The 26,967-nt window shown below is 60.2% G+C and carries 24 protein-coding genes; 12 read left to right on the forward strand and 12 right to left on the reverse strand.

All coding sequences use genetic code 11. The features are described from left to right. Positions 1-5: 5 nt before the first annotated feature. From P3T18_RS01365 to P3T18_RS01375, 3 genes are all read left to right on the forward strand, one after another. Positions 6-641: an HD domain-containing protein gene (locus P3T18_RS01365; RefSeq protein WP_429299016.1), complete on the forward strand. Its 636-nt coding sequence runs from the start codon at positions 6-8 to the stop codon at positions 639-641. 93 nt (positions 642-734) lie between these two features. Beyond that, positions 735-1,415 (forward strand): alpha/beta hydrolase, encoded by a 681-nt coding sequence (locus tag P3T18_RS01370; RefSeq protein ID WP_429298112.1) that lies wholly within the window; start codon positions 735-737, stop codon positions 1,413-1,415. Positions 1,416-1,553: 138 nt separating this feature from the next. Further along, positions 1,554-3,038, forward strand: coding sequence for a catalase (locus P3T18_RS01375; protein WP_429298113.1), 1,485 nt, complete (start codon positions 1,554-1,556; stop codon positions 3,036-3,038). Positions 3,039-3,403: 365 nt separating this feature from the next. Here P3T18_RS01375 and P3T18_RS01380 read toward each other — a convergent pair whose 3' ends face one another. Continuing rightward, complete coding sequence (locus P3T18_RS01380) at positions 3,404-4,693, reverse strand: aminotransferase class V-fold PLP-dependent enzyme (protein ID WP_429298114.1); 1,290 nt, start codon at positions 4,691-4,693, stop codon at positions 3,404-3,406. Positions 4,694-4,741: 48 nt separating this feature from the next. Next, complete coding sequence (locus P3T18_RS01385; protein ID WP_429298115.1) at positions 4,742-6,067, reverse strand: cation:dicarboxylate symporter family transporter; 1,326 nt, start codon at positions 6,065-6,067, stop codon at positions 4,742-4,744. 171 nt (positions 6,068-6,238) lie between these two features. On the opposite strand from P3T18_RS01385, the gene P3T18_RS01390 reads away from it, so the two are divergent. Further along, positions 6,239-7,147, forward strand: a complete 909-nt coding sequence (locus tag P3T18_RS01390; RefSeq protein ID WP_429298116.1) for a LysR family transcriptional regulator — start codon at positions 6,239-6,241, stop codon at positions 7,145-7,147. Positions 7,148-7,163: 16 nt separating this feature from the next. On the opposite strand, the gene P3T18_RS01395 is transcribed toward P3T18_RS01390, so the two are convergent. Together P3T18_RS01395 and P3T18_RS01400 are read right to left on the reverse strand one after the other, a co-directional pair. Further along, entirely contained in the window at positions 7,164-8,522 is a 1,359-nt protein-coding gene (locus tag P3T18_RS01395; RefSeq protein WP_429298117.1) for an MFS transporter, read from the reverse strand. Positions 8,523-8,586: 64 nt separating this feature from the next. Further along, on the reverse strand, positions 8,587-9,237 hold the full coding sequence (locus tag P3T18_RS01400; protein WP_429298118.1) for a 4-carboxy-4-hydroxy-2-oxoadipate aldolase/oxaloacetate decarboxylase: 651 nt from the start codon (positions 9,235-9,237) through the stop codon (positions 8,587-8,589). Between the two features lie 87 nt (positions 9,238-9,324). Here P3T18_RS01400 and P3T18_RS01405 point away from each other — a divergent pair, with 87 nt between their 5' ends. Next, positions 9,325-10,218 (forward strand): LysR family transcriptional regulator, encoded by an 894-nt coding sequence (locus P3T18_RS01405; RefSeq protein WP_429298119.1) that lies wholly within the window; start codon positions 9,325-9,327, stop codon positions 10,216-10,218. Here the strand turns inward: P3T18_RS01405 and P3T18_RS01410 are convergent. Both P3T18_RS01410 and P3T18_RS01415 read right to left on the reverse strand, forming a co-directional pair. Further along, positions 10,204-10,533: an ArsR/SmtB family transcription factor gene (locus P3T18_RS01410; protein WP_429298120.1), complete on the reverse strand. Its 330-nt coding sequence runs from the start codon at positions 10,531-10,533 to the stop codon at positions 10,204-10,206. The genes P3T18_RS01405 and P3T18_RS01410 overlap by 15 nt on opposite strands. Before the next feature lie 132 nt (positions 10,534-10,665). Further along, the gene (locus tag P3T18_RS01415) at positions 10,666-11,433 is read right to left on the reverse strand and encodes an SDR family NAD(P)-dependent oxidoreductase (RefSeq protein ID WP_429298121.1); all 768 of its coding nucleotides are present in this window, start codon (positions 11,431-11,433) and stop codon (positions 10,666-10,668) included. A gap of 374 nt (positions 11,434-11,807) precedes the next feature. Between P3T18_RS01415 and P3T18_RS01420 the strand changes: the two genes are divergently transcribed. After that, entirely contained in the window at positions 11,808-13,400 is a 1,593-nt protein-coding gene (locus P3T18_RS01420; RefSeq protein ID WP_429298122.1) for a methyl-accepting chemotaxis protein, read from the forward strand. A 151-nt stretch (positions 13,401-13,551) separates the two neighbouring features. After that, a complete protein-coding gene (locus P3T18_RS01425) occupies positions 13,552-15,651 on the forward strand; it encodes a putative bifunctional diguanylate cyclase/phosphodiesterase (protein ID WP_429298123.1) in 2,100 nt (699 codons plus the stop codon). A 161-nt stretch (positions 15,652-15,812) separates the two neighbouring features. Here the strand turns inward: P3T18_RS01425 and P3T18_RS01430 are convergent, their stop codons facing one another. Then, positions 15,813-16,742, reverse strand: a complete 930-nt coding sequence (locus P3T18_RS01430; protein ID WP_429298124.1) for a LysR substrate-binding domain-containing protein — start codon at positions 16,740-16,742, stop codon at positions 15,813-15,815. 199 nt (positions 16,743-16,941) lie between these two features. On the opposite strand from P3T18_RS01430, the gene P3T18_RS01435 reads away from it, so the two are divergent. Next, positions 16,942-18,372, forward strand: coding sequence for an N-acyl-D-amino-acid deacylase family protein (locus P3T18_RS01435; RefSeq protein ID WP_429298125.1), 1,431 nt, complete (start codon positions 16,942-16,944; stop codon positions 18,370-18,372). Positions 18,373-18,406: 34 nt separating this feature from the next. After that, on the forward strand, positions 18,407-19,675 hold the full coding sequence (locus P3T18_RS01440) for an MFS transporter (RefSeq protein WP_429298126.1): 1,269 nt from the start codon (positions 18,407-18,409) through the stop codon (positions 19,673-19,675). Between the two features lie 58 nt (positions 19,676-19,733). Here the strand turns inward: P3T18_RS01440 and P3T18_RS01445 are convergent, their stop codons facing one another. After that, a complete protein-coding gene (locus tag P3T18_RS01445) occupies positions 19,734-19,994 on the reverse strand; it encodes a hypothetical protein (RefSeq protein WP_429298127.1) in 261 nt (86 codons plus the stop codon). Positions 19,995-20,630: 636 nt separating this feature from the next. Continuing rightward, on the reverse strand, positions 20,631-21,488 hold the full coding sequence (locus tag P3T18_RS01450) for a LysR family transcriptional regulator (protein WP_429298128.1): 858 nt from the start codon (positions 21,486-21,488) through the stop codon (positions 20,631-20,633). 118 nt (positions 21,489-21,606) lie between these two features. On the opposite strand from P3T18_RS01450, the gene P3T18_RS01455 reads away from it, so the two are divergent. Then, positions 21,607-22,908 carry an aspartate aminotransferase family protein gene (locus P3T18_RS01455; protein ID WP_429298129.1) on the forward strand — a complete coding sequence of 434 codons (1,302 nt, stop codon included), beginning with the start codon at positions 21,607-21,609 and terminating at the stop codon, positions 22,906-22,908. A gap of 172 nt (positions 22,909-23,080) precedes the next feature. Here P3T18_RS01455 and P3T18_RS01460 read toward each other — a convergent pair whose 3' ends face one another. Beyond that, the gene (locus P3T18_RS01460) at positions 23,081-24,001 is read right to left on the reverse strand and encodes a LysR family transcriptional regulator (RefSeq protein WP_429298130.1); all 921 of its coding nucleotides are present in this window, start codon (positions 23,999-24,001) and stop codon (positions 23,081-23,083) included. Between the two features lie 89 nt (positions 24,002-24,090). On the opposite strand from P3T18_RS01460, the gene P3T18_RS01465 reads away from it, so the two are divergent. Next, a complete protein-coding gene (locus tag P3T18_RS01465) occupies positions 24,091-24,519 on the forward strand; it encodes a DMT family transporter (protein WP_429298131.1) in 429 nt (142 codons plus the stop codon). Between the two features lie 12 nt (positions 24,520-24,531). Beyond that, positions 24,532-25,035 (forward strand): DMT family transporter, encoded by a 504-nt coding sequence (locus tag P3T18_RS01470; RefSeq protein WP_429298132.1) that lies wholly within the window; start codon positions 24,532-24,534, stop codon positions 25,033-25,035. A gap of 144 nt (positions 25,036-25,179) precedes the next feature. Here P3T18_RS01470 and P3T18_RS01475 read toward each other — a convergent pair whose 3' ends face one another. After that, the gene (locus P3T18_RS01475; RefSeq protein WP_429299017.1) at positions 25,180-25,680 is read right to left on the reverse strand and encodes a hypothetical protein; all 501 of its coding nucleotides are present in this window, start codon (positions 25,678-25,680) and stop codon (positions 25,180-25,182) included. A gap of 343 nt (positions 25,681-26,023) precedes the next feature. Next, positions 26,024-26,929, reverse strand: a complete 906-nt coding sequence (locus P3T18_RS01480) for a LysR family transcriptional regulator (protein ID WP_429298133.1) — start codon at positions 26,927-26,929, stop codon at positions 26,024-26,026. Between the last annotated feature and the right edge of the window lie 38 nt (positions 26,930-26,967).

Genomic DNA, 26,967 nt, shown 5'->3' on the forward strand with positions numbered 1-26,967 from the left:
AAACAATGGATATCAATGGCATCAAGGTTCCAGATAGCGCACTCGCCAGGGAAGTCACCGAACTGGTGCGTGAACAGGTCACGCCGCTGCTGTTTCATCATTCCAGCCGGGTCTTTTATTTCGGCGCATTGGCCGGAAAAGAGCGTGGCCTGAAGTTCGACCCCGAACTGCTCTACTGCGGCTGCATGTTTCACGACTTCGGTCTGATGAAGCAATACAGCAGCGACGACGAACGTTTCGAGGTAGATGGGGCAAACGCGGCGCGAGACTTTCTCAAAGGACACGGTATCTCGCAGAACGATATCGACACTGTCTGGGCCGCCATCGCTCTGCACACTACGCCGGGAATTCCACAACACATGGACCCGGTTATCGCGTTGGTCACTGCGGGCGTCGAGATGGACGTGCTCGGGCTGAAATACGATCACTACGACAACGCCACGCGTGACGCCATTGTCGACGCTCATCCGCGTGGCGATCAGTTCAAGGAAGACATCATTCAGGCCTTTTACGACGGCATCAAGCATAAACCGGACACCACGTTCGGCAACGTCAAAGCCGATGTGATTGCAGACAAGGAGCCTCATTTTCATGCTGGCAACTTCTGTAGCGTGATTCGTCGGTCGGCATGGCATTCATGATTGCAGCAACGCCCGTTACATCATCGTAGTCCCGCTTCAACGCCGCGTTTTTCTCTCAATTGCAGTTCAGACAGTCTCCTTAAGGAAGCAACCATGAGTCAATCCGTAACGGCCGTACTCGTCCATGGAGCATGGGCAAATGCTGCATGCTGGTCCAAAGTCATTCCGTTTCTGCAGGCTGGCGGAGTATCCACCGTCGCCGTGCAAATGCCGTTGACCTCGCTGGAGGACGATGCCGCTACAGTCAAGCGCGCACTCGCGCTGATCGACGGACCGGTGGTGCTGGTCGGCCACTCCTACGGCGGCGTTGTCGTGACGGCGACGGGTAATGACAGCAAGGTGCAAAGCCTGGTATATGTCGCGGCGTTTGCACCGGACGAGGGCGAATCGGCCGGCGCGCTCGGTGCCAGCGCGGACCCGGCGCCGCTCGGCGCGGAAGTTCGTCCCGATTCGCAAGGCTTCCTCAAGCTCACGCGAAAGGGCATCGATGAGAGCTTCGGCCAGGACCTGACGGAAGATGAACGGCTGGTGGCCTTCGTCACACAGGGACCCACCTCGGCGCAGGCGCTAGGCGACGTCGTTTCCGCGCCCGCATGGAAAACGAAACCATCCTGGTATGTGGTGGCTGAGCAAGATGGCGCCATCCAACCGTCGTTACAGCATAGAATGGCCGACAGAGCGAAATCGCAGAAAGCGTTGGTCGACTCCAGCCATCTCGTGATGCTCTCTCACGCAACGAAGGTAAGCGACGCGATTCTCGCCGCAGCCAGATAAGCGTCACGTCGTAAAGCAGGTCCTGGCGAGTCGGCGCATCGGCGGTCAATGAAATGGCCAATGAGGCGCCGGCTTCCGTTCAGTACGTTGGTTGGTAATCCGCACTCAACTCCCTTCCGATATCCCACGGAGAATGCCATGAGCAAATTGACGACGGCGTTCGGGGCTCCCGTTCCCGACAACCAGAACACGCAAACGGCCGGGCCGCGTGGACCCGCGCTGCTTCAGGACGTATGGTTTCTCGAGAAACTCGCCCACTTCGACCGCGAAGTCATTCCCGAGCGCCGTATGCACGCCAAGGGGTCCGGAGCATTCGGCACGTTCACGGTGACGCATGACATCACCGCTTACACCCGAGCGAAAATTTTCTCGGCAATCGGCAAGAAGACCGAGATGTTTGCGCGATTCTCGACGGTCGCTGGCGAGCGAGGCGCCGCCGACGCCGAGCGGGATATCCGCGGATTCGCACTCAAGTTCTATACCGAAGAAGGCAACTGGGATCTGGTCGGCAATAACACGCCCGTATTTTTTCTACGCGATCCGCTGAAATTCCCAGACCTGAACCACGCGATCAAGCGCGATCCGAGAACGGGACTGCGCAGCGCGGAAAGCAACTGGGATTTCTGGACCCAACTGCCCGAGGCACTTCACCAGGTCACCGTCGTGATGAGCGAACGCGGCATTCCTCGCACGTTCAGAAACATGCACGGATTCGGCAGCCACACGTTCAGCTTCATCAGTGCAGCCGGCGAACGCTTCTGGGTGAAGTTTCATATGCACACGCAGCAGGGCATCGAGAACATGAGCGACGCGGAAGCCGTGGAACTGGTCGGCTCCGACCGCGAAAGTCATCATCGCGACTTGTACGAGGCCATTGAGCGCAAAGAATTTCCGCGCTGGACTTTGTACGTTCAGATCATGCCCGAGAAGGAAGCGTCGACGTATAAAGTGAACCCGTTCGATCTCACCAAGGTCTGGTCGAAAAAGGACTATCCGCTTATCGAAGTGGGGTTCTTCGAACTGAATCGCAACGCGGAGAACTGGTTTGCCGATGTCGAACAGGCGGCCTTCAATCCGGCGAACGTCGTGCCCGGCATCAGCTTCTCACCGGACAAGATGCTGCAAGGCAGGCTCTTTTCCTACGGTGACGCACAGCGTTACCGCCTCACGGTCAACCATCACCAGATTCCGGTGAACGCACCACGCGGCGCCAGCCACTACAACAGTTACCACCGCGACGGCGTCTTGCGGGTCGACGGAAATCACGGCGGCACAGCGCCGTATAACCCGAACACGAAGGGCGCGTGGCTGGATCAGCCTGACTTCAGCGAACCGCCTCTCTCCATCGAAGGTGCGGCCGACCATTGGAATCATCGCGTCGACGACGATTACTTCTCACAGCCGGGCGATCTGTTCCGGCTTATGTCGGCGGCGCAGCAGCAGGTTCTGTTCGAGAACACGGCGCGTGCCATGCATGGCGTGTCGAAAGCGGTCAAAGATTTGCACATCGAACATTGCGGGAAGGCGGACCCGGCGTATGGAGCGGGTGTGCGTCGGGCGATCGATAGTCTTGAGGCGCAAGGGACGACGGGGGTTCGGTCGGAGCCGGAGATGTTGAAGTAGGTTGGGTGGGATGGGACGTGGCCCTTTGGGGCCACGTTTTGTGCGTGCAGGGGCGAGCGTTATGGTCAACACTGCATGTGAAAGATTCGCCTTGAACCAGTCGAGCGCCGCGCGCGATGCGGTTTCGAACTCCGCAAGATACGGATCGAAATGGCCGCCCTTGATCATCACCAGTCGCTTCGGCTCCAACGCGCGCTCATAGGCTTTGAGCGACCCCACATCACCGATCCTGCCAGGTGCTGGAGTGCCCGGCGGATGCCCGGCGAATTTGAGCCACGGTCGCCGTTCCGCCTGGAACAAACTCTCTGACCGCTAGCACGGTTACAGCGGTCACAAGCTTGAATGCACTCGTATTCTCACGCGGCTTACTCGCCCCGGCGCGCTTCCGTCGCGATTTCCTCCGTGACGGCGAGAAATCGGAGCATGTCGCCCTGGTCATGACAGTGCAAGGGCGAGATGCGCACCGCTCCGTCGAGATTGAACGACTTCAGCATGCGCCCCGAATACAGACTGGATGCAATCCGCTCGTAGACGATCACGCCACGTTGTTCATAAGCGCGCACCGCCGCAGTCGGATCAAGGTCGTCGAACCCGATGCCCACGATCAGGTCGCGACGCGTGAGATCGTCGTGATCCCAGAAGACGCGGACGCCGTCGATGGCTCGTAGACCACGTTGTCCGTCTGCACCGTCGAGCAACAGAGCCAGAAGCGCGCGCTCGTGTTCTTCGATACGTTTCATCCCACGGATGAACAGTTCCCGCCGGTCCTGCGCATCGCTCGTTTGCGAGCCGATCCACGCGACGTAGTCCACGATTGCACTCACCACGGCGAACTGCGCCGGCGCGGGACTACCGAGTTCCCAGGCGCCCTTCGCCTTGGCATCGAGTCGATGATGCGGCAGTTCCGCGAGCCGCTCGGACAGCCATGTCACACCCGCGCCCCGGCAACCGAAAAATTTGTACGGTGCGAAATTGATGCCGTCGACCGGTGTCTTCTGCAGGTCGATGACCGCGTGCGGCGCATGCTGAACCGCATCGACGATGATGAACAAGTCCGGCCGCCGCTCGCGCGCGCGTTTGGCGATGCTCGCGATGTCGAGCTTCGCGCCCGAAATGTTCGATGCGTACATCACGCTGAGGAGCGCCGTATCGTCATCGATCAGCGAGATGATCGCATCGACGTCGACGCCACCCGTTTCCGCGTTGCTTGGCGCGACACGCAACTCACGACCCGTACGCTCGCAGTAAAGCTTCATCGCATCGAAAGACGATGGATGTTCGAGAATCGTTGTCACGGCGTTGCTGCCCGGCACGTTCTCCATGACCGCGCGCACCATTTCGAACATTGCGGCCGATGCCGTCAGCGACAGATACACGCTGCCGGCTTGCGCGTTGAGAATGTGACGAATGTCAGCCTCGCCGCGTGTCTGGATGTCTTGCAGGAACAGAGCACGTTCGTGGATGCGTTCGGGGCAATCCGGCAGCGCATCGATGCCGGCGAACGCATCGAGCGCGGACTTCAGGCGGAACGAGCCACCAGCGTTATCGAAAAAAAGACGCGCGCGGCCGTCTACATCATGATCGACGTAGTGAAAGCGACTCTTGATGCTCTGCATGAGCGATGCGGAAAACAACTGTTCCTGTTGACGACTCATCTCATCGGTTCCTCGTTCCATGATTTCCATTTCCATTTCGACCGACGCTCAGGCATCCAGCGATGCAAGATAGGCCCTACCCTTCTCGGCGTCGTACGTTCCTTCCCATCTGGCAATGACGAGCGGCGCCAACGCATTGCCGACCACGTTCAGCGCGGTCCGACCCATGTCCATGATCCGGTCCACACCTGCGATGAACGCGAGTCCTTCCAGCGGCAATCCGGCGCTAGCGAGCGTCGTCAGCAGAATGACGAACATGAAGCCGGGAACGCCTGCAGCGCCTTTGGATGTGACGACCATGGTCAACACGAGCACGATCTGCTCTTGCAGGCCGAGATGCACGCCATAAAGCTGCGCCACGAACAAAGTGCCGATGCCGAGATAGATCGAAGCGCCATCGAGATTGAAGGTATAGCCTGTCGGCACGACGAAAGTCGTGATGCTCCTGGGCACGCCGAAGTCCTCCATTTTCTTCATGAGTTGCGGCAGTACCGTCGCCGAACTGCACGTCGAGAACGCGATGATCAACTCGTCCTTGATGACGCGGAGCAAGGTGAAGATGTTGAAGCCGAAAAGCCGCGCCGTGACGCCGAGCACGCCGACGGCAAAAAGGACGATCGCAAGATACGTCACGGCAACGAGCTTGATGAGCGGTAGCAGCGAGCCGAATCCAAAGCTCGCAACGGTGACCGCGATCAACGCGCACACGCCGAACGGGGCATACCGCATGACCATGCCGGTGACCTTGAACATCGCGTCGCCGATACCTTTGAAGGTCGCGAGCACCGGCTGGCGATATTCCGCAGGCACGGATTGCAGGCCAAGACCGAACAGCACCGAGAAGAAGATGACTGGCAGCAGGTCGCCGCGCCCCATCGCCATGATGATGTTGTCGGGAATGATGCCCAGCAGCAGCGCCATGAAGCCGTGGTGCCCTTGCGTCTGCTGTGAAGTTTGTTGATAGCGCGAGATGTCCGTATGGCCGAGCTGGGAGAGATCGGTGCCAAGACCCGGATGCAGCACATTTCCGAGCACGAGACCCAGCACGATGGCGATCGTCGTGACGACTTCGAAGTACACCAGCGTCTTGAACCCGATGCGCCCGAGCGAGCGCCCGTCGCCCACGCCCGCGATACCCATCACCATGCTCGTGAAAACGATCGGCACTACGACCATCTTGATGAGGCGGATGAAAATGTCGCCGGCCGGCTGCAGGAAGCCCTCGATGGCCGATGCACGAAGCTCGGGAAAGCGGTTGAGCACCAAACCCACGCCGATGCCGACCACGAGGCCGATCAGGATCTGCCAGGCAAGCCCGATGCGCGGCTTGCGCTCCGCGTGCCCGGTTTGAGGTGTTTCCATGACTGATTCCATGCGCTCTCCAGAGACTTACCGGTTGATGTGTGTGAGCGGCGGCCGTCGAGGTACGCCGTGTCGAGCCTCTGCCGGAACTCGTTATGACAAAAGTACCCAGCCAATAAGAACTAAAAAAGCGATTTTTTTCTATGAGAAACTATCGCTTTAAGTGATGAAAGCGCGACATTCATGCTGACATTCAAACAGATGGAAGCCTTGTACTGGATCGTTCAGCTTGGCTCGTTCGAAGCCGCCGCGGCGCGTCTGAACACCACGCAATCGGCCGTTTCCAAGCGCGTGCAGGAGTTGGAGCGCGCATTCGACGTTGCAGTATTCGACCGTGCAAACCGCAGCGCGCGCCTCACGGAAAAAGGCACGGAATTCTTCGAGCACGCAAAGGAGTTACTCGATCGACGCGACCAGATCGTGGAACGAATGAGCGCGAAGGAATCGTTGGTGCGGCAAATTCGCATCGGCGTCACGGAGTTGACGGCGCTGACGTGGCTGCCTCGTTTAATCGCGGCGATTCAGGCGGAGTATCCGAAAGTCAAGGTCGAAGCCGAAGTCGACCTGAACGCAACGTTGCGCGAACGGCTGGCGGCGGCGACGGTGGACATCATCATCGTGCCTCAGACGCACGAGGCCGAGGCTTTCACCACGACCGTCGTCGGTCAGGTCGAGAACGTCTGGATGTGCTCCGCCCGTCTCGCACCAGGCAAGCGTGCCATTCCGCTCGCTGAAATCGCGCAATTCCCGCTGATCTTGCAGGGTGGGTTGTCCGGCACGGGCTACGTGTATAGCCGGTTTCTGGAGCAACAGGGTGTGGCCCTGCAAAAAGTGCTGGCGAGCAACAGCCTCATTGCGCAGATCGGGCTGACACTCTCGGGGCTCGGTGTCAGCTATTTGCCCAAAGCATGTCTTGCGCGCATGCTCGAACGCCGCGCGCTGGTCGTGGTGCCAACGCGTCCACCACTGCCGCCGGTGCGATACGTCGCAATGCATCGAGCAGATCAATCCCATTCGCTAAGCGCAGCCGTAGCCAGGCTGGCCGCGCAATCCTGCGACTTCTCCTCCAATCTGCTCGATCCAGGAAGCTAGAGATAAAACGTCCGCCTCAACGACCCCGAGGCTCGACGTCCAGCGGCTCCGAGATCGTCAGCAAAATGACGAACGTAAGCGCGGAGATCGCCGACATGAAGCCGAACACGTAGCTCCATCCGAGATGGTCGAGCAGCAGTCCCGCGATGAACGGCGTGGCCGCGCCGCCCAACTGTCCGCCCATATTGACGATCGCGTTCGCCAGCGGAAACTTTTCCTTCGAGACGAACGACGTCGGATAGACCATGTACGCCGAAAACCCGACGCTCAGCGTGACGCCCGTCAGGAAGATCAGCACGCCGTACACGAAGGGCGAAGCGGGCGACTCGATGAGCGCCACCATCATCACGGCGGTCGCGATGGCGGAGAACATCATGCCGGGCTTGCGCCGCTTACCGAGCGCGCGGTCGGACAGCAACCCGCCGAGAATATTGCCGAACACCGCGCCCACCCACGGCGCGGCGGCGACCAGCCCCATCCCCGCTACGCTGAAGTGCTTCACGTTGAGCAGATACGTCGGAATCCACGCGAGCAGCACGCTCGAAATGCCGAGCTGGCAGCAGTAGCCGAGCGCACAACCGTAGATATTCCACGACGTCATGACAGCGCGCGTCGTCTCCAGCGGCTTCTCGCTGCGCACGCGCGTCAGGCGGTCCAGAAGCGGCATCGCGCGAGTACGTTCGATGCGCATGGCCGATGCCGCACGGGGACTCTCCGCATCGATCAGTTCGCGTTCGGCTTCGTTGACCCCGCGGCTATCGGACGGGCGATCGGCGACCATCCAGTACCAGACGATCGACAACGCAATGCCGGGCACCGCGAACACGATGAAGATTTCCTGCCAGCCCCATAGCGAGATGATCGCCGCGCCGATGATCGGCGTGATCACCGGGCCGAACTTCACCGCAGACAGGAACAGCCCGGACGCCGTGCCTTTCTCTTTGGCTGGAAACCAGCGATTGATGGTTGCGGCAATCCCGAGCGGCAGCGGACCTTCCGCGAAGCCGAGGGCGAACCGGCACAGCTTGAGCGCGAACAATGATCCCACGACGCCCGTCAACGCGGTGGCGAGCGAGGTGAGGATCATCGAAATGGGCAGCGTGCGACGCACGCCGAAACGCGATACGAGCCACGCGGACGGCAATTGCGCGAGCGCATAAGCAATGAGGAAGACGCTCACGAGCGCGCCGGCTTCCGCATTGGTCATGGCGAATTCCTTGCGCAGAAACGGCAAGGCGATGCCAAGGTTCGCTCGATCCGCGGCCGCGACCGCGTAGATCACGAAGAAAAGGCTGGCGACGACCCAGCGATAGCGCGTGGGCTGCAGCGACGCCACCATGGCGCCCGATGTGGGCATGCCGGTCTGCTCTTTCATGTTGTCTCACTCCATACGGGCGGTTTTATGTGTTTCTTGTAGGCTGCTTCGATGGCGAGCGCCTTTATTCGAGACCGAGCCGGCGCAAGGTCTCCTGCAATCCCAGCAGTTCGACCGTGCTCGCGCCCTGGCGAATCTGCTCGCGGAACGCGCGCTCCTTGTCTTCGCGCGCTCGGCTGACCCGCACGACGCGCTCGACATCGTTCTGCGGCACGACAACGACACCGTCGATGTCACCGACGACGATATCGCCCGGTTGAATCGCGACGTCGCCGATACATATCGGCACATTGATTTTTCCGGGCTGGTTTTTGCCCGTGCCCTTGATGCTCAGGCCGCGACTGAACACCGGAAACCCAAGCTCGATGATGGTGCGTGCATCGCGCACAGCGCCGTTGATGACCAGTCCCGCAAGGCCTTTTTGCAGCGCGAGTTCGGTGAAGACGTCACCCCATGGGCCGGCTTCGAGAAAGCCCTTGGCGTCGACCACGAGCACGTCGCCCGGCCGCACCTTCAGCATCGCGTAATGCAGCATGAGGTTGTCGCCAGGCCGCGTATCGACAGTGACAGCCGGGCCGGCAACGCACATGGACGGATGAATGGGCTTGATGCCGCTGTCAAGCGCGCCGTGCGCGCCCTGCGCTTCGTAGACCGTGGCGCTGCCCAGCTCGCGCAGTGCCGCGATCAGGTTGGGGGATGTCTCGTGATGGCTCATGTCTATTTGAAGTTTGATGGCAGCCTTATTTTTAAGTAAAGTTTCACCGCTATCAAACATCGTTTTCTGAGCTTAAGCTCAAAAAAAATGAATCTACGACAAGTTCGCTATTTTTGCGCCGTGGTCGAGGCTGGCAGCGCGACGAGCGCAGCCGACTCGCTCCATGTCGCGCCGACGGCCATCAGCATGCAGCTCGCGCAACTCGAGACTCACCTCGGCGGCGAGTTGTTCGACCGATCACGCCGTCCGATGGAACTGACGTCGCTCGGCAAATACTTTTATCCGCGCGCGAAGGAACTGCTCTCTCACGCCGGCCGGCTCGACGAAGAGGCGCGCGGCATCGCCTCCGGTCAGCGCGGCTGGCTCGGAATCGGCTTCGTGCGCTCGGTGTCGTTTTCGGTGCTGCCCGCCGCCGTGCGCCGCTTTCGACAAAGCTGTCGTGACGTGCACCTCGATCTGGTCGAAACGCTCTCCGAGTATCAACCGGAGCGTTTGCGTCAGGGCCGGATCGATGTTGGCGTTGCTCGCTTCATCGGCCCAATCGAGCCCAGCCCGGATCTCGACCACACTGTGGTGCTCGACGAACCGCTCGTCGCCGCAGTGCCGCTGGACGATCCGCTGGCCAGGCAGCGGTCGGTCACGGCGGCCGAATTCTCCCGGCTTCCATTCATCCACTATCCGAAAGACCCGCGCAGCCCGTTCGGGCAACAAATGCTGACGGCGTTGAAACTGGCAGGCGGCGATCCGCACCTGGCGCATGAAGCGATTGAAATTCACACGGCGCTGGCACTGGTGGGCGCGGGACTCGGCGCGACGCTCGTGGGCCGCTCGACGTCGAAGAATAACCGGCGCGACGTGCGGTTCATTCCCGTCAAAGACCTCGATCTGCGAACGAGGCTCGTGATCCTCACGCGCGCGCGCGAGGACAACCGGTTGGTCACCCTGTTTCGCGACGCACTGTCGAAGTCATGTGGACGATGATGACGAGGACCGTGACGAAGGATGCCGCGCGAAGTCAGCGAGGCAGTTTTCGGTCAGAAGGTCGATGACTCCGTGCAGGGCATCCAGCCCCGCCGAATAAAAGATGAAGGTCCCTTCGCGCCTGCTGGACACCAGGTTCGCACGCGACATGTCCTTGAGATGGAAAGACAGGCTGGACGGCACGATCCCTAACTGCGCAGAAATCTCGCCCGCGGGCAATCCGCGCGGCCCCGCGGTAGCGAGCAGCCGGAAGATAGCCAGTCGCGAGCGGTGCGCTATCACGCTCAAAGCGAGCAATCTGGTGTCCTCATCCATTTCCGTGGCTCAGGCGTTGTCGAAGATGAATTGCTCTCGCCGAAACGCGTGCGAATGCGCTCGCGCCCGCACGCGCTCCGGACTCACGCACATCCGCGACCCGCATGTCAGCGGAGACGTGCGTCGGTTTTCTCAAGCAATCCATCCACCATCGACCGTCAGGCTTTCGCCGGTCGTGTAACCTGCTTCGGGACTCGCGAGATAAGCGACAGCCGCGGCGATTTCCGCCGGCTTGCCGAAACGGCCCACGCTTGCCAGCTTTGTCATCGTCGCGTAGTCGTCCGTGCCGGGTTGCGGAGCAAGTTCTGTATCGATCGGGCCGGGCTGGACGGCGTTCACGGTCACGCCATATTTGCCGAGCTCCCGCGACAGCCCGCGAGTGAAACCTCGCAGCGCGAACTTCGATGCGATGTAGAGCGTCACGCCAGGCAGTGGCGCGGCTTCGCCGAAGGCCGAGCCCACGTTGATAATGCGCCCCCAGCCGGCCGCTACCATTCGCGCGGCCGCGTCCTTTGCCAGTTCGATCGGTGCGCGCACATTCAGGTTGAAGTGTGTGTCGTATGACGCCTCCGACGAATCCAGAAAGAGTCCGTACTCCACCGTGCCTGCGTTGTTGACGAGGATGTCGAGCCGTCCTTCGAAGCGCCCGTCGAACGCGCCGCCAATCGACGCAATCAAACTCTTCACGCCTTCCGGTTGCGACAGATTTGCGCCGACAGCCCAAGCCTCCCCGCCCGCATCGCGGATCTCCTTGACGACTGCATCGGCCCGCGCCTGATTCGACGCGTAGTGAACGATCACCGATGCGCCGTCCCGCGCCAGACGCGCCGCGATCGCCGCACCGATTCCACGCGAAGCGCCCGTCACGAGCGCGAGTTTGCCTTTCAGAGCCTGAGTCATGTTTTCCTCAACAGATAGGTTTCGAAGCGGTCCGCCGGCTGAACAGCCGGAAGGGACAGCTGCATCGGAGCCAATGTTTCGTGCACTGGTTGAGGCGTATCGTCCGCTCCGGGGCTATCGCCCGGTAGCCTCGTGTAAGGAATAGCTTCTATTCCTGCCGGGAGGGGGCGGTTGGAATAGTGGTGCTCTGGTTGCGTCCAGATTCGCGTTTCACCTCTCACGGTGAACCAACCTGTTAATTCGTCAGACGTAATGTTTTGCGCCGCGTGATCGGGAATCCACCAGGACGTTTTGATGCAAAAAGATTAAAGAAATGTTTTAAATAACCGATACATTGTTTGAATGTAGAAGACGCGAGCGAGTAACGGACAGCGATGGAATCCGTCCCTTCATTTTCGCGAGCGATCCTCGACCGGTCTGACGGGCCCGATTCTGTCGAACCAACTATTTTTCTGCCTGATCCAGAATTTGTCGCAACGCCCATAGCATCTGCGCGCAAGGAGCGCATGCGTGCTGTCTGCCGGGAGGATTTTGAAATGCTCGAACGATTATCGACACCGAATTCGAGGACCACGGAGCTGTCCGCGATCGCCCGTACCGGTGACCTCGTTCTGCTCGCCGCATTGTGCATGTCGGCCATTCTGGCGATATCGATCGGGAGCTATTACGGCGAGCCGCTGCTCGCATTTATTGTTAGTGTCCCGGTGTTAGCGGCAGGCGCGGTTGCGTTTGCTTTGGCGCGCGGCAGCCTCCTCACGCGTGTGCTGCTGACGGTGTGCAATGTCGTGCTGGTTGCGTTGCATATCCAGTTGTCGCGCGGAACGGTCGAATTCCACTTTGGCGTGTTCGTGCTGCTCGGCCTTCTGCTCGTCTATCAGGACTGGCGAGTGCTCGTGCTCGCCGCCACGCTGTTCGTGCTTCATCACTTCCTGTTCGACCGACTGCAAGCATTCAACTTTGCGGTCTACTGCACCGCCACGCCGGATCTGTGGAAGATGATGCTCCACGCCGGGTACGTTGCAGGACAGACCGGCATCGAGATCTATCTCGCGGTATGTCTGCGCCGGGGAGCGACGGAAGCGGCCGATCTGTTGAAGATAGTGCGCGCCATCGACCACGACGGCCACATCTGTCTCGATGTCGCTGACGTGCAGGTCAGTGCGCCGACGGCGCATCTGCTGAAGGCAGCATTGCAGAAGATGCAAACCGGCATGCGCGAAGTGAGCGCTGCCGCGGCCTCGATTGAAAATGCGGCATCCGAGATTGCGCTCGGCAATCTCTATCTCAGTCAGCGTACTGAAGAACAGGCGTCGAGCCTGCAGACCACATCCGTTTCAATGGAGCGTTTGACTGGTTCCGTCAAGGACACCGCACGCACTGCCGGAGAAGTCGCTGACCTGTCCAGTGCCGCGTCGGCAGCAGCCTTTGCAGGTGGCGAAGCGGTGGGCCGGGTGGTCGCGACCATGCAGGAGATTTCGCAATCGTCGGAGCGCATCTCCGATATCAGCAGCGTGGTCGACAGTATCGCGTTCCAGACCAACATTCTCGCGTTGAATGCGGCCGTAGAGGCGGCGCGCGCGGGGGAACAAGGCCGCGGGTTCGCAGTTGTCGCGACCGAAGTGCGCTCGCTCGCGCAACGTTCAGCCAGCGCTGCCAGAGAGATCAAAGGATTGATCGGCGATAGCACCGGCCGGGTCGGTTTGGGTGTGGAAATCGTCGACGAAGCCGGCGACCGGATCGAGAATGTCGTCCGCCAGGCGCGACTTGTTAGTGAACTGATCGGCACCATCTCGCACAGCAGCGGCGAGCAGACGACTGGCATCACGCAGATTAGCGCGGCAGTCATGCAACTCGAGGCCGTGACACAGCAGAACGCCGCGCTGGTCGAGCAGAGCGCCGCCGCAACGGAAAGCCTGAGAAGCCAGGCGGCGCGTCTGAACGCCGTGGTCGGCACATTCCAGTTGTAGGTGGGCCGACGCGTTTCACACATTGCGGATAAGCGTCTGTGATGAATCTATCGTTGACCCGAAGTACCTTACCAAGCGAACATTGACGCAAACGAGGCCGGGCAATCTACAGGCACTCGTGCTAAGAAAATGACCATATTGGGGGTATCGCATGTTTGAGGGCAGCTATAACAGCCTTCTTGTCCTGTTCTCGCTGTTTGTCGCGATTCTGGCTTCCTACACGGCACTCGACATGGCAGGCCGTGTGTCCAGCGCCACAGGACGGGCCGCGCGCTGGTGGCTAGTGGGCGGCGCATGTGCGATGGGCACAGGCATCTGGTCGATGCACTTCATCGGCATGCTGGCGTTCAGCCTGCCGATCACCCTGGGTTACGATCCGGTCGTCACGGCGCTCTCGCTGTTGATTGCGATCGCCTCTTCCGGATTCGCCTTATGGCTCGCGACCCGCAAGGAATTGCCCTGGTCGCGCCTCGCTTGCGGATCGATACTGATGGGCGTCGGCGTTGCGGCAATGCACTACACCGGCATGGCCGCAATGCGCATGGCTCCGGGCATCCAGTACAACCCGTTGCTGTTCGCTTTGTCCGTCGTCATTGCCATTGCCGCCTCGGGCGCGGCCTTGTGGATTGCATTCAACCTGCGCCGCCTCGCGCCGCGAGTGCGGCAGTTGCGAGCCGCGGCGGCCGTCGTCATGGGCATTGCGATTGTCGGGATGCACTACACCGGCATGGCCGCGGCGCAGTTTCCGCTTGGCAGTGTGTGCGGCGCAGCGCGTACCGGCGTCGACACCGGATGGCTCGCGTTGGTGATCGTCATCATCGCGCTTGCGGTGCTGGGCATCGCGCTGATTGTTTCCGTGCTGGATCTCCGCATGGAAGCCCGCACCGCCACCCTCGCAATCTCGCTTGCCGAGGCGAATCAGGAACTGACCTATCTCGCGCTGCACGACACGCTCACCAAACTGCCGAATCGTCTCCTGCTGGAGGATCGACTCAATCGCGCGATTGCGGGCGAGAACCGCGAAGGCGGCCGCTTCGCTTTAATGTATCTGGACCTTGACGGCTTCAAGACCGTCAACGATGCCTATGGACACCACATTGGCGACCAGTTGCTCGTCGAGGTAGCGGACCGCATCAGATCGAATGTCAGGGATCAGGACACGGTCGCGCGAGTCGGCGGAGACGAGTTCGTGCTTCTGGTGAAGATAACCGAGCCGACGGATGCGGCCAATCTCTCGAACAAACTTCGGTCGGCCGTTGAGGAGCCGTTCAGGATCAATGACCGCCTTCTCCACATCTCGACCAGCATAGGCATCGCGATGTATCCGGGCGACGGCCAGAACAGGGAGGATCTGCTCGCCAACGCCGATGCTGCGATGTACCACGCAAAAGCGTCTGGGCGTAACACGTATTGCTTCTTCGAAACGTCGATGAATGCGAACGTTCATGAGCAATTGCAGTTGGCGCAAGAGCTTCGCCTCGCCCTCGAACGAAAAGAACTGGTTCTGCAGTATCAGCCCAAGTTCACCGCACCCAGCGGCCCTGTGATCGGCGTCGAGGCGCTCATACGCTGGGCCCATCCGACGCGCGGAATGGTTGGCCCGGACCAGTTCATCCCCCTGTCTGAGAAGACCGGGCTGATCGTGCCGATTGGTGAATGGGTGCTGGATGAAGCTTGCCGGCAAATGAGCGAGTGGCACAAAGCGGGCCGGCATGGCTGGACCGTGTCGGTCAACCTCTCGGCGCTTCAATTTGCGCACGTCAATCTGCTTAAAACCGTGAGCAACGCTTTACAACGCCATGCGCTCGAGCCGCGTTATCTGACGCTCGAAGTGACCGAGTCCACCGCCATGCGCGATGCCGACGCGAGTCTTCGAATCCTGCAGCAGCTCCGCGACATGGGCGTGCAGATTTCAATCGACGACTTCGGCACGGGATATTCGAGCCTTCTCTACCTCAAGCGATTGCCGGCCAGCGAGTTGAAAATCGACCGTGGGTTTATTCGCGATCTTGCGCGTGATACCGAAGACGCCGCGATTGTCTCTGCCATCGTGGCGCTCGGACAGACGCTCAATCTGAAAATCGTGGCCGAAGGTGTTGAAACGGAAGCGCAACAGGCGTTTCTGACCGGGCTCGGTTGCGACTCGCTGCAGGGTTATCTGCTTGGTCATCCGATGTCCGCCGATAAGCTGATCGCGTCTATTTCAAACTTGAATGGCCTCATTCAGGCGGATGAAGGTGTCCATATCTGAGTGAGTGTGTCTTGCTGGCTGGCGAAATCTCTACTTCACGCGGCGTCATGTGAAAGTGACCTCGAGCATGCGCATTCGCAAAGTGACGACAGGGGTGCGCCGTCCGCGCGCGTGACGCAGACAGCCCGCGGATAAAGCACGACGACCGGTCTTGCATTAATTCAGCGCCCCACTCGCGCGCCTTGCCTCACGGCCAGCGCGGCGCGCTCTTTCTCTCCCAAAGAGAGAATCCATTTTTTGAACGTCTGCAACGATCCCATCCCGATCGACGCTTCGGGATACACGAGGTAATAGCCCTTGGGATAATCCCAGGCATGGTCCGAGAGCGCCACCAGCCGTCCCGCCGCGACCTGGTCGTCTGCCATATACGCGGGCAGCAACGTGACGCCCAGGCCAGCTGCCGCCGCATTCAACGCCATCGACATGATCTCGTAGCGCGGGCCTTCGTTGCCTGCGTCGCCCGCGATTCGTTCGCGCTCGAACCAGCCGTCCCAGGCGTCTGGCAAGGTCAAATGCTGGATCAGGTCCGCGCGGGGCGTTTTTTTCCCGATGCGTGATCCGTGCCGTTTCACCCACGAAGGAGCGGCATACGGCAACAGGCGCAACGGCAGGATGAAATCGCTGTGCAGCCCCGGCCGCTTGCCATCGCCGAATTCGAGCGACGCATCCACGCTCGTGGATGCGAAGTCCACTGCGCCGACTCGCGTGCGCAGATTGAGCGTGATCTCACCGTGCTCGCGCGTGAATGCCGGCAGGTATGGAATCAGCCAATAGTTTCCGATCGACGATCCCACCGAGAGCGACAACGCGCCGCCGCGTCCCTTGAGCGCCATGACGTTGACCGTCGCGCGTTCGAGCCGCTTGAGCAAGGGCTCAATCTCCGCGATGTACTCCCGGCCGGCGTCGGTCAAGGTCATCGCATCGCGACGGCGCACGAACAGTGCAACACCCAGACGCTCTTCGAGCATCTTGATCTGCCGACTCACCGCACCTTGCGTGAGATGCAGTTCCTGCGCGGCCGCCGTGAAAGAGCGCAGGCGAGCGCTCGACTCGAAGCACAACAAGGACTGAGTGGACGGGGCATGAAACATGAGGCGCATCCTTTCCAACACGTTGACGGCATCGTCCACGCAATACGAAAAATCATACTTTTGCGCGTCGAACGGCCAATTATGCCGGATTGGACGGTCTCTCCATGAGAAATTCTCACGCTCACCGCAGGATAAATGGTTTGCCCGCGGTTTATTGCCGGCCAATCATGGTTCCCATCTGACATCGGAACCATGAACAGTGATAGACCTCATTATCGAAAACGGGACGCTGATCGACGGCACCGGCGCGCCACGTCGCCCCGGCGATATCGGCGTAGAAGATGGCCGCATCGTCATGCTCGGCGATCTGCGCGGTTTGCCGGCGCACGAGCGTTTCAACGCAGACGCACGCATCGTGGCGCCCGGCTTCATCGACGTCCATACGCATGACGACCGCTTGTTGCTCGACCGAGTGGAGGGACCGCATCCGAAGCTGTCGCAGGGCGTAACGACGGTCATCACGGGAAATTGCGGCATCAGCCTCGCACCGCTGGTGACGGCGCGGCCGCCCTCGCCGCTCGATCTGCTTGGCGACGATGCGTGGCGCTTCGCCCGCTTTGCCGATTATCTCGACGCGCTCGAAGCCTCGCGGCCCGCACTCAACGCGGCTTGTCTTGTCGGCCATTCGACCCTGCGCGTGCGTCACGTGGCCGACCTGGAGCGGCCGGCGACATCCGAGGAAACCGCCCGCATGGCACGCGACCTCGACGACGCACTCGCCGCCGGCGCGCTCGGTCTGTCTACCGGACTTTATTACCCGCTGGCGCGTGCGGCAAGCACGCAGGAAGTGATCGACGTGGGCCGGCCGTTGAGCGCGGCACGCGGGATCGTGACCATGCATCTGCGCGACGAAGCCGACGCTATCGACGACGCGTTGCGTGAAGCACTGCAAATTGGCCGCGAATTGGCAATCGACACGATCGTCTCGCATCACAAGCTCGTCGGGCGGAGCAACCACGGTCGCTCCGCGGCGACGCTCGCCATGTTCGAAGACGCAGCGCGCCGGCAGTCGGTGTGCTTCGACTGCTACCCGTACAACGCATCGTCGACCATGCTTCTGCCGGCTCGCGTCAAACAGTCCGACGAGGTGCTCGTCACATGGTCCAAAGCCGATCCGTCTGCGGCGGGACACTCATTGTTCCGCCTCGCCGAAGAACGCGACGTGTCGCCTGAAGTTCTGGCGCACCGTCTCGCACCGGCAGGCGCCGTGTATTTCGCCATGAGCGAGGAAGACGTAAGCCGCATCCTTGCTCACCCGATGAGCATGGTCGGCTCGGATGGCCTGGCACACGATATCCAGCCGCATCCGCGCCTGTGGGGCACGTTCCCCCGCGTGCTCGGGCACTACGCGCGCGAGCGACAACTGTTCTCGCTCGAAACCGCCGTCCACAAGATGACCGGCCTGAGTGCGCGACGCTTCGGGTTGCGCCAGCGGGGCGAGATTGCTCCGGGTCACTATGCCGACCTCGTCGTGTTCGACGAGCATCGCGTTGCCGATCGGGCAACCTTCACGCATCCCACGCTCGCGTGCGCCGGCATCGACGCCGTATTCGTCAACGGCCGCCTTGCATACCACGACGGCGAGCCGCGCGACGTGCACGCCGGCCAGGTGATCCGTCGCGCGCACTGAACTGTTTCTCATCCTCCAATCAGCGAGAGCCCGTATGTCCTCCACAACTGAGACAGCTGCCGTCGGTGCTGCAAATTCGCATCCCGACGCAAGCGAGCACCGGTCCACTCCGTACTCGGCGGCACGAAAAACCTTTCTGCTGATCGTTCTGCTCGCTTCATGGATACTCGCCAACGCCGACCGCATGGCGATGAGCATATCGATCGTGCCGATTACGCAAGACTTCAACCTCGACGCACGCTCTGCCGGCCTCGTCTTGAGTGCCTTCTACGTCAGTTATTCGCTGATGCAACTCGCCGCCGGATGGCTTGGCGACCGCTTCGGCTCGCGGCTGGTGCTGGTCTTTTCCGTGGCGTGCTGGTCGGTCTTCACCGGACTGACCGGCTTTGCCTCGACCTTTGCCGCGCTCTTCGCGATCCGTGTGCTGTTCGGCATCGGGGAAGGAGGATTCGTGCCTGCCAGCACGATCACTATCGCAGAAGCGTTTTTGCACAAGGACCGTGCGCGGGCCAAGTCGCTCGTGATCGGCGCGTCGTTTTTGGGCAGCGCAGTGGGGTCGAGCGCAATCGCAGCGCTTATCCATAACCACGGATGGCGCTACGCATATCACGCGTTCGGTGTTGTCGGGATCATCGTGGCGGTGGTGTTGTGGTTCGCCATCAAACCTGCGAAGCGGCGCGCGCGTCATGCAGGCCAACCGGGTTTTCGCAAGCTATTTGCTTCGCCGATGCTGCGCAAGACCATGTTGATCTTTTTCTTCAGCAACATTGTCTACGTCGCACTCATATCGTGGATGCCCGCGTTCCTCATCCGCACGCGCCATATCGACATCCTGCACGCGGGCCTCGCCTCGTCGATCCCCTATCTCATCGCCTTTGCGTGTCTGAACGGTGTGGGCTGGCTGCTCGATAAAGCGGGACAAGGACGCGAGCGTCAATTCATGTTGATAGGCGGCGTGACAGCGTTCGTTTTTCTGGCCGCGATGGCGTTGGCGCATTCGCTGACATCGTTGCTGGTCATGTGGACGTTATGCCTGGTCGGTTACACGGTCATATACGGCACCGTCTTCGCGATTCCGCTCAAGCATATGCAGGACACGTCGGTGGGCACGGCTGCAGGCATCATCAATTTCGGCGGCCAATTAGCGGCGGCGATCGCGCCGGTGATGATCGGTATGCTGGTCGATCTCACGCCCGGCAGCTACCTTTGTGCTTATTCCGCGCTGCTCGTCGCGGCACTCGGCGCGGTGCTCGTGGCGTGGACATGGCGTCCGGCTAGCGCGGATCGTTCGGTGAGGATTTGACGCGCGATTCATGCGTCTGGTCGCGTAGGACACGACCGTTCAATCATCGAGGACCGCTTCAAAAAGCGGGACCGACGACTGACATCGAGTAACGTCCAACATTCACCCCGGCAATCTGTCGGGATTGCCCGCCATTTCGTCTGACGGTATTGGACGTTGCGTTCTGTTTAGCGTTGGAATCGAAGGACTGATACGTCGGTTTTTCCAGAGCCAGTTGAGCCCGCACGTCCGCATCGACCGCTGGCGGCGTCGACTGCGCGAATGACGAAACGGCCGGCACGAGAATCGATGCTGCGACGATAATCTGAATGAGCTTCATCACGGTTCCTTTATCGGGTGGTCCGCAGACTCGCTTACGGACTTGGTGTAGCCAGTATAGGTTCACAACCGCGCGCGATTGGCACAGACAAAGCAATTCATTGTTGTCGGCTTATGTGCAGATGGAGGGTTATGGGCAGGCGTGGGGCGTGGGAGCGTGCGTGGTGGGAGGAGATGTGCGAAGCGAAGCGTGATGGTAGGTTGGCGCCGAGTTCTATAGATGATCTCGAAGAGACCGCCGCGGAAACCAAAGCGGACACTTGCGTCCGCGATCCATCCAGTCCATTCATGCCATAGTCGCCATCCAACTCTCTCTCATGGATGCGCGGCCTCCTCCGTCGAGGCATGGATTTGGTGGAACCATGCTCAGACACAACGTTCAGGTATCACGCGTCTGCCAGTCGATCGAACAACTCCTTGTGCTGAGAGTAGATCGCGGCAAGCCGCGCTCGATGACCGTCTTCGGCGAACTCTTTCGTTGCGGTTGCGAGTTTGCGGCCCGCACGCCGCTGAGCTCGTCGCCTTTGAAGTAGCTTTATCCGTACGCGCTGTTTCATGACTCTTGCCAGGTGGTGAATAATGATTTCGACGTCGCGCTCGGAGCCGCCATGCTCATGCTGCGTCGAGCGTCACTTAATCACAACAGAGGAAGCGTCAACCTGATGTGCTCCGCAAATGCCGCCGTCAACAACGACGGACGCTCCCTCAAGAACTTCAGCGAAATCCCGACAGTGGGCAACGGCGGAAGACCCGGATCGGCATTGAGTACGCAGAGATCCGGCGGGACGGCGGTCTCTGTCATGACGGCAAAAGCTTGCCCTGCACGAACCAGCGCAGTGAGGCCCGCAAGACTGCTGCTCGCACAGGCGATGCGGTATGCCCTGCCGGCGCGCTGCAGCGCTTCGCAAGCGGCGATGTGGTCGAGCGTATCCGGATCGGAGAGTGCCAGCGGCAGTGGATCGAAATGAGCGGAATCCAGCCCCGGATAGCCGATCCAGACCAACTGCTCACGCCGGATGACATCGGCGTTCGCATCGCTTTCGGGCAGCGAGATCATAGCGAGGTCCACCGCACGCTTCTTCAGTTGTTCGAGCAACCGTGGCGTGGGGCCGCAAACGACTTCCACGATCGCGTGCGGGTGCTGCCTCGAGAACTGCCGAAGCAGCGGCGGGAGGAAGACGGCCGCGTAATCGTCGGGACAGCCGAAGCGCACGCTCCCGGACAGCCCCTTCCCGCTTAGATCAGCCATCGCTTCGTCATGCAGTCGCAGAATGCGTTGAGCGTGGATCAGCAGGCGCTCGCCGGGCTCCGTCAGCACCACGCCGCGACCGGTGCGCTGAAACAGCGGCTGATCGACTATTTCTTCGAGCCGCTTCATCTGCTGACTCACCGCGGACTGGGTTCGGCCGATCCGGCCGGCCGCGCGACTCAACGCCCGCACTTCGGCAATGACGGCGAATGAACGCAACAGATCGATTTCAAGTGAAAGACTCAAGCTTTCAGCCCCAAGGTATTAGCCCCACTTCTATCTCACATCAGAAGTATTCGATTCTATAAAACCAGAGCGCCGTCTAGACTGCAAGCACTTCCCGCTATTTGCCAGGAGATGCACCGTGTCCCGAAACAACGACGCAACGTTCTGGCACAACGCCAGACAACACCTCATCCGTTATGGCGGCACGTTCGCGCCGATGATCATCGAGCGCGCGCAAGGCAGCTTCGTCTACGATGCGGACGGCCGGGCCATCCTCGATTTCACGTCGGGGCAGATGAGCGCGGTGCTCGGACATAGCCACCCTGAAATCGTGTCGGTGATCAACGAATACGCCGGCAAGCTGGACCATCTGTTCAGCGGAATGCTCTCGCGACCGGTGGTCGACCTGGCAACGCGTCTCGCTGACATCACGCCTGACGGGCTCGACCGGGCGCTGTTGCTCAGCACCGGCGCGGAGTCGAATGAGGCCGCCATCCGGATGGCGAAACTGGTCACCGGCAAATATGAAATCGTCGGTTTTGCCCAGTCCTGGCATGGCATGACCGGGGCGGCAGCGTCGGCGACCTACAGCGCCGGACGCAAGGGCGTGGGGCCTGCGGCCGTCGGCTCGTTCGCGATCCCTGCCCCGTTCACGTACCGGCCGCGCTTCGGGGGCAATGGCGCGTACGACTACCTGGCGGAACTCGACTACGCATTCGACCTCATCGATCGCCAGTCCAGCGGCAATCTCGCAGCATTCATCGCAGAGCCGATTCTGAGTTCCGGTGGCATCATCGAACTTCCGCCAGGCTATATGGCGGCGCTCAAGCGTAAGTGCGAAGAGCGCGGCATGCTCCTGATCCTCGACGAAGCGCAGACCGGCGTGGGACGTACGGGCACGATGTTCGCGTGCCAACGCGACGGCGTCACGCCCGACATTCTCACGTTGTCGAAGACACTCGGGGCCGGCCTGCCGCTCGCCGCCGTCGTGACCTCCGCCCAGATCGAGGAACGGGCTCATGAACTGGGCTACCTGTTCTACACGACGCACGTGTCCGATCCGCTGCCCGCCGCGGTCGGTCTGCGGGTGCTGGACGTGGTTCAGCGCGACGGACTGGTCGAACGTGCGAACGTCATGGGCGACCGGCTCAGACGAGGTCTGCTGGATCTGATGGAACGCTTCGGGTGCATCGGCGACATTCGCGGTCGAGGATTGCTGCTGGGTATGGAGATCGTCAAGGACCGCCAGACGAAGGAGCCCGCGGATGAACTCGGCGCAAAGATTACCCGTGAGTGCATGAACCTCGGGCTCAGCATGAACATCGTGCAGTTGCCGGGCATGGGCGGTGTGTTCCGGATCGCGCCGCCGTTGACTGTGCTTGAAAGTGAGATCGATCTTGGGTTGGAGTTGCTGGACGAGGCGATTCGGCGTTCGGTTTAGGTGGGTTGGGGGCGGGCGTTTAGTGGGGCATTGGAGGACGCGGGAATTGGAGGTGTTCGGGTCTTCGAGCCTTTTTGGCTCTGTTCGATCCATTGCTGTCCTCCAACACAACACATACTGAACGACTGCACATTATTGGCTATCGGCCATTCAGGTAGTTCGGCGACGAGGATCAGAAATCCCAATACGGCGGCATCCCGATTCGTTCGAGCAGGAAGTCGGACAGCAATTTCACTTTTCGAGAGCGTAGACGGCTTTCAGGAAACACCAGATTTATCTCCGACGGTTCAGGTTCGACCGAGGCCAGCCAGTCAGGCAACAGGCGAACGAGCTTTTTCGCCTTCAAGGCGTCAGCGTCGTATAGCCAGCTCGGGAACAGCACGACGCCCTGACCAGCCAGCGCTGCGGCCACCAGAACTTCGGCATTGTTGCTGCGAAGGTCGCCACTTATTTCGAAAGGCTGGTAGTTCAGCTCGTGGGGACGAGAAAAATACCAGCGCTGAACGCCGAGATGCCCTTTGTAGATGAGGCAATTGTGCGTTTTCAGTTCGTCCGGGTCTAACGGCGCAGCGTTCCTTTTCAGATATTTCGGACTTGCGCAAAGCAGATAACGCTGGGGTCCGAGTGTTCGCGCAACGAGGCTCGAATCGACAAGCTTGCCAATTCGTACCGTCACATCAGCTCCCTCCTGTACCGGATCAACAAAAGCGTCCGTCAGCATGAGTTCCACGGCTAGCTCGCGGTACTGTTGCTGGAATTCCGCGATCAACGGCGCAATGTGCCGCCGACCTAGCGCAACAGGCGCGTTGACGCGCACTAGCCCCCGCGGCGTTGCGTCCTTGTCGGCAGCTGTTTCGGTGGCCGCGTCCAGTAGTTCCAATGCCTCCCTGACCTGCAAAAAGTAGCGCTCTCCGGCCTCCGTAAGGCGGACCGCGCGCGTGTGCCGGAACAGGAGCCGTTGACCGATATCCTCCTCGAGCGCAGCGATGTGCCTCGATACGGACGAACCGGGGACGCCGAAGTGCCTGGCGGTCTCGCTGAAGCTACCCGTAGCCGCCACGTGCACGAAAAGACGCAATGTCTTGATTTGCATGGAGTTGCCCAAAAAGCATTAGTGTTTTCGAATTTTGCTGGATTGTTTCGAAAAAAGCATCGACTTACCATGCATTTCTTTGGGAGCAGATGATGAATTTGTTATTGATACCGCTGGTCATGCTTGCCGGTATGGGGTTGTCCGTCGAGGCGGGACTCCTCGGCCCATTGGGGCAGGAAGTGGGACAAGGCTGGGCAACACTCGGTATTTTTGGAGTGGGTTCGCTTTTGCTGACCTTTGGGCTTGTGTTCAATCGCGCCAGGCTCGGCGCGTTGTTTTCCCAACCGCGATGGATGCTGACCGGCGGAGTATTGGGGCCGATCTATGTGCTGGCGCTAACCCTCGCTACGCCGCACATCGGCGTCGGCATGACGATGATCGGCATCCTGTTTGGACAGGTCGCAGCAAGCCTGATCATTGATCATCAAGGCTGGCTGGGCAGTGTCCGCAGAAAAGTGGATCGTTACCGAATCGGAGCGCTGCTAGCGATACTCGCTGCGCTTTGGCTGATACATTGAAGGGGCAGAAAAATGTTTGTTGCAATGCTGATTCTGGTGGTGTTGAGTGGCGCTGTTTTGTGTGCGCAGTCGGCCATCAATGGCCGGCTTGGAAGTACCGTAGGAGTACTCGAAAGCGCCTGGCTGACATTTACCCTCGGCGCGCTGATCACGTTCGTGATCTCGTTCTTCACAGAAGGGCACCATGCACTTACGCTGTTTACCGCACCGCGCTGGCAGATCACAGGAGCATTTTTTGGCGTGATTTATATGCTCGTTATTGTGTTTGCAATGCCGCGAGTGGGCACCGCGGCAGCAACGGTTGCCGTCATAAGCGGGCAGCTTCTGATGAGCCTGCTGATCGATAATTTTGGATGGCTCGGCAATACAATGATCGAACTGGGGACCCGTCGCTACGCTGCAATGGCACTTCTTGCGCTGGCGCTGGTGCTGATCTATCAGAGCAACACTGCAAGTGCCAAAAAGAGCAAAGGGATGCGAGGAGATCCGGCACAAGTACTGAAGACAATCGAGTAGCCGACCATGATCGGGCAGGTTTAGCGCTGACGCGAGTTGCGATTCTTCGATCGACTGAGAAATGACCGGGTTCTGGGGCGGATTCAACCGGTCGAGGCAACACCTAAAATCTGCGTGAGCAGCGGAGGTGTTGCAAATGAAACATCATACGTTCTTGTCTTCTCGCTTTGCTTCCGCCATGGCTTCGGGTTCCAGTTCTTCCGCAGACCGGTTCAGATGGACAAATAGCCCCCAGGAGGCAAGAAGCAACGCTGTTGCAGCAATCAGCAAGGCCGCGTACCGAAGCTGAGATGGATCCTGATGAAGCGCTTTGAACGTCGCGACGAGCCCCTCAATGGCAAGCGCTACGACGACAACCACCAGGAATCGCGAAATAAAGCGCCGCACCCGCGTCGGGGCGCTTACGTCAGCCTCCCTGATGACTTCTTCCTCTACGACGGTCTCTGCTATCTGCAAGGCGACAACGGCACCGGCCAGCACGCCCAAAGCTTCGATGACCGATAGCGCGCTTGCCGAGTCCCATTGGCTCGTAACTGCAATCGACCCAATGCGAGCAGCAATGCCGATCAACATCAGCGCCGCGCAGGTGAATAGAACAGCCATCAATCCATGGACGAGCGTAAAGAAACGCATAACGAACTTCATTTTTTGACTTCCCTCAACGACCAGTGGCTGATCCATATAGCGTTTCATCAACTCCCCAAACGCAATGGCAGGGATCGATTTTAGAGGCTGGACGCATTGATCCGACAAGGAACCAAACCCGCGCGACACCTTTCATCGTTTCGAGGCGCAGGCCTCAACAGAGCGCCAGGGCCGTTGCAGCGCAGCGGAGCGTCGATAGGATGAGTCACAGATATGCCTGCATGATTCGAGTCTAACTGACAACGACCCTATCCAACCTGCAACACTCGATCCCCAGCAGTGACCGAGCGAAGACGAACTTTGGTTTCCTATCGGTTCACCATCAGAAATCCGCTCGGGTGCATCACGGCAAAAAATCATCAAAGGGCTCTTTCCTCAGTTCAGCCGCGATGAAATCGACAAACGCGCGACCCGCCATACGAGTCGTGCGCCCCATCGGGAAATAGGCATGCACGGGCAACTCAGCCATCTTCCATTCGGGCAGCAAGTGTACGAGCGTCCCCTGGTCGACCTCGGATCGGCACGCCCAGGAAGTTGTCGAGACAATGCCAAGACCGGCGACGGCCGCTGAAAGCGCGCCCGCCGTATCGTTGGTCGACACATGAGGCTGTACGTCAACCGAAGTCGTTTCGCCATTGCGCTCGAATTGCCACGAAGACGGCTGCGCACCAGCCGGGCCGCCGACGACGCGATGCGTCGCGATGTCCTCCGGTATGGCCGGCATGCCGTATCGCTCGAGATAAACCGGCGACGCCACGACGACGCGATGCATCCTGCCGATCAGTCTCGCCGTGCCCGCGGAGTCCGGCAGACTGCCCACCCGGATGCCGACATCGACCGCTTCACGAATCATATCCTGCCATCGGTCGTCAAGCATGATCTCCAGTCGGAGCAAGGGATGTTGTTCCGTAAAAGCCGAAAGTCGTGGCATAACGACACGCATGGCCATGGTTGAAGGCATGGCGAGACGCAAGACGCCGCGCAGCTCTCCTGTTTCGCGGACACTGTTCTCCGCGTCGTCAATCGCCGCGAGGATCGGCTCCATGCGCCCAAGAAACTCCAGACCGGCTTCGGTAGGCACCACCGCGCGCGTCGTGCGCGTGAGCAAACGGGCGCCGAGAGATGCTTCGAGCTCCGCAACCATCCGCGAGACTTGCGATTGCGCCAGTCCACATTCTCGAGCGGCCGCCGAAAAACTGCCCAGCCGGGCAACGCGGGTGTAAAGCCTGAACGCCAGGACGTCTTTCAAGCCCCCTCCTCCTGTAGCGGACGGCAAGCCCGATAAGC

The organism is Paraburkholderia sp. GAS199 (assembly GCF_050436585.1).
Taxonomy (GTDB): Bacteria; Pseudomonadota; Gammaproteobacteria; order Burkholderiales; family Burkholderiaceae; genus Paraburkholderia.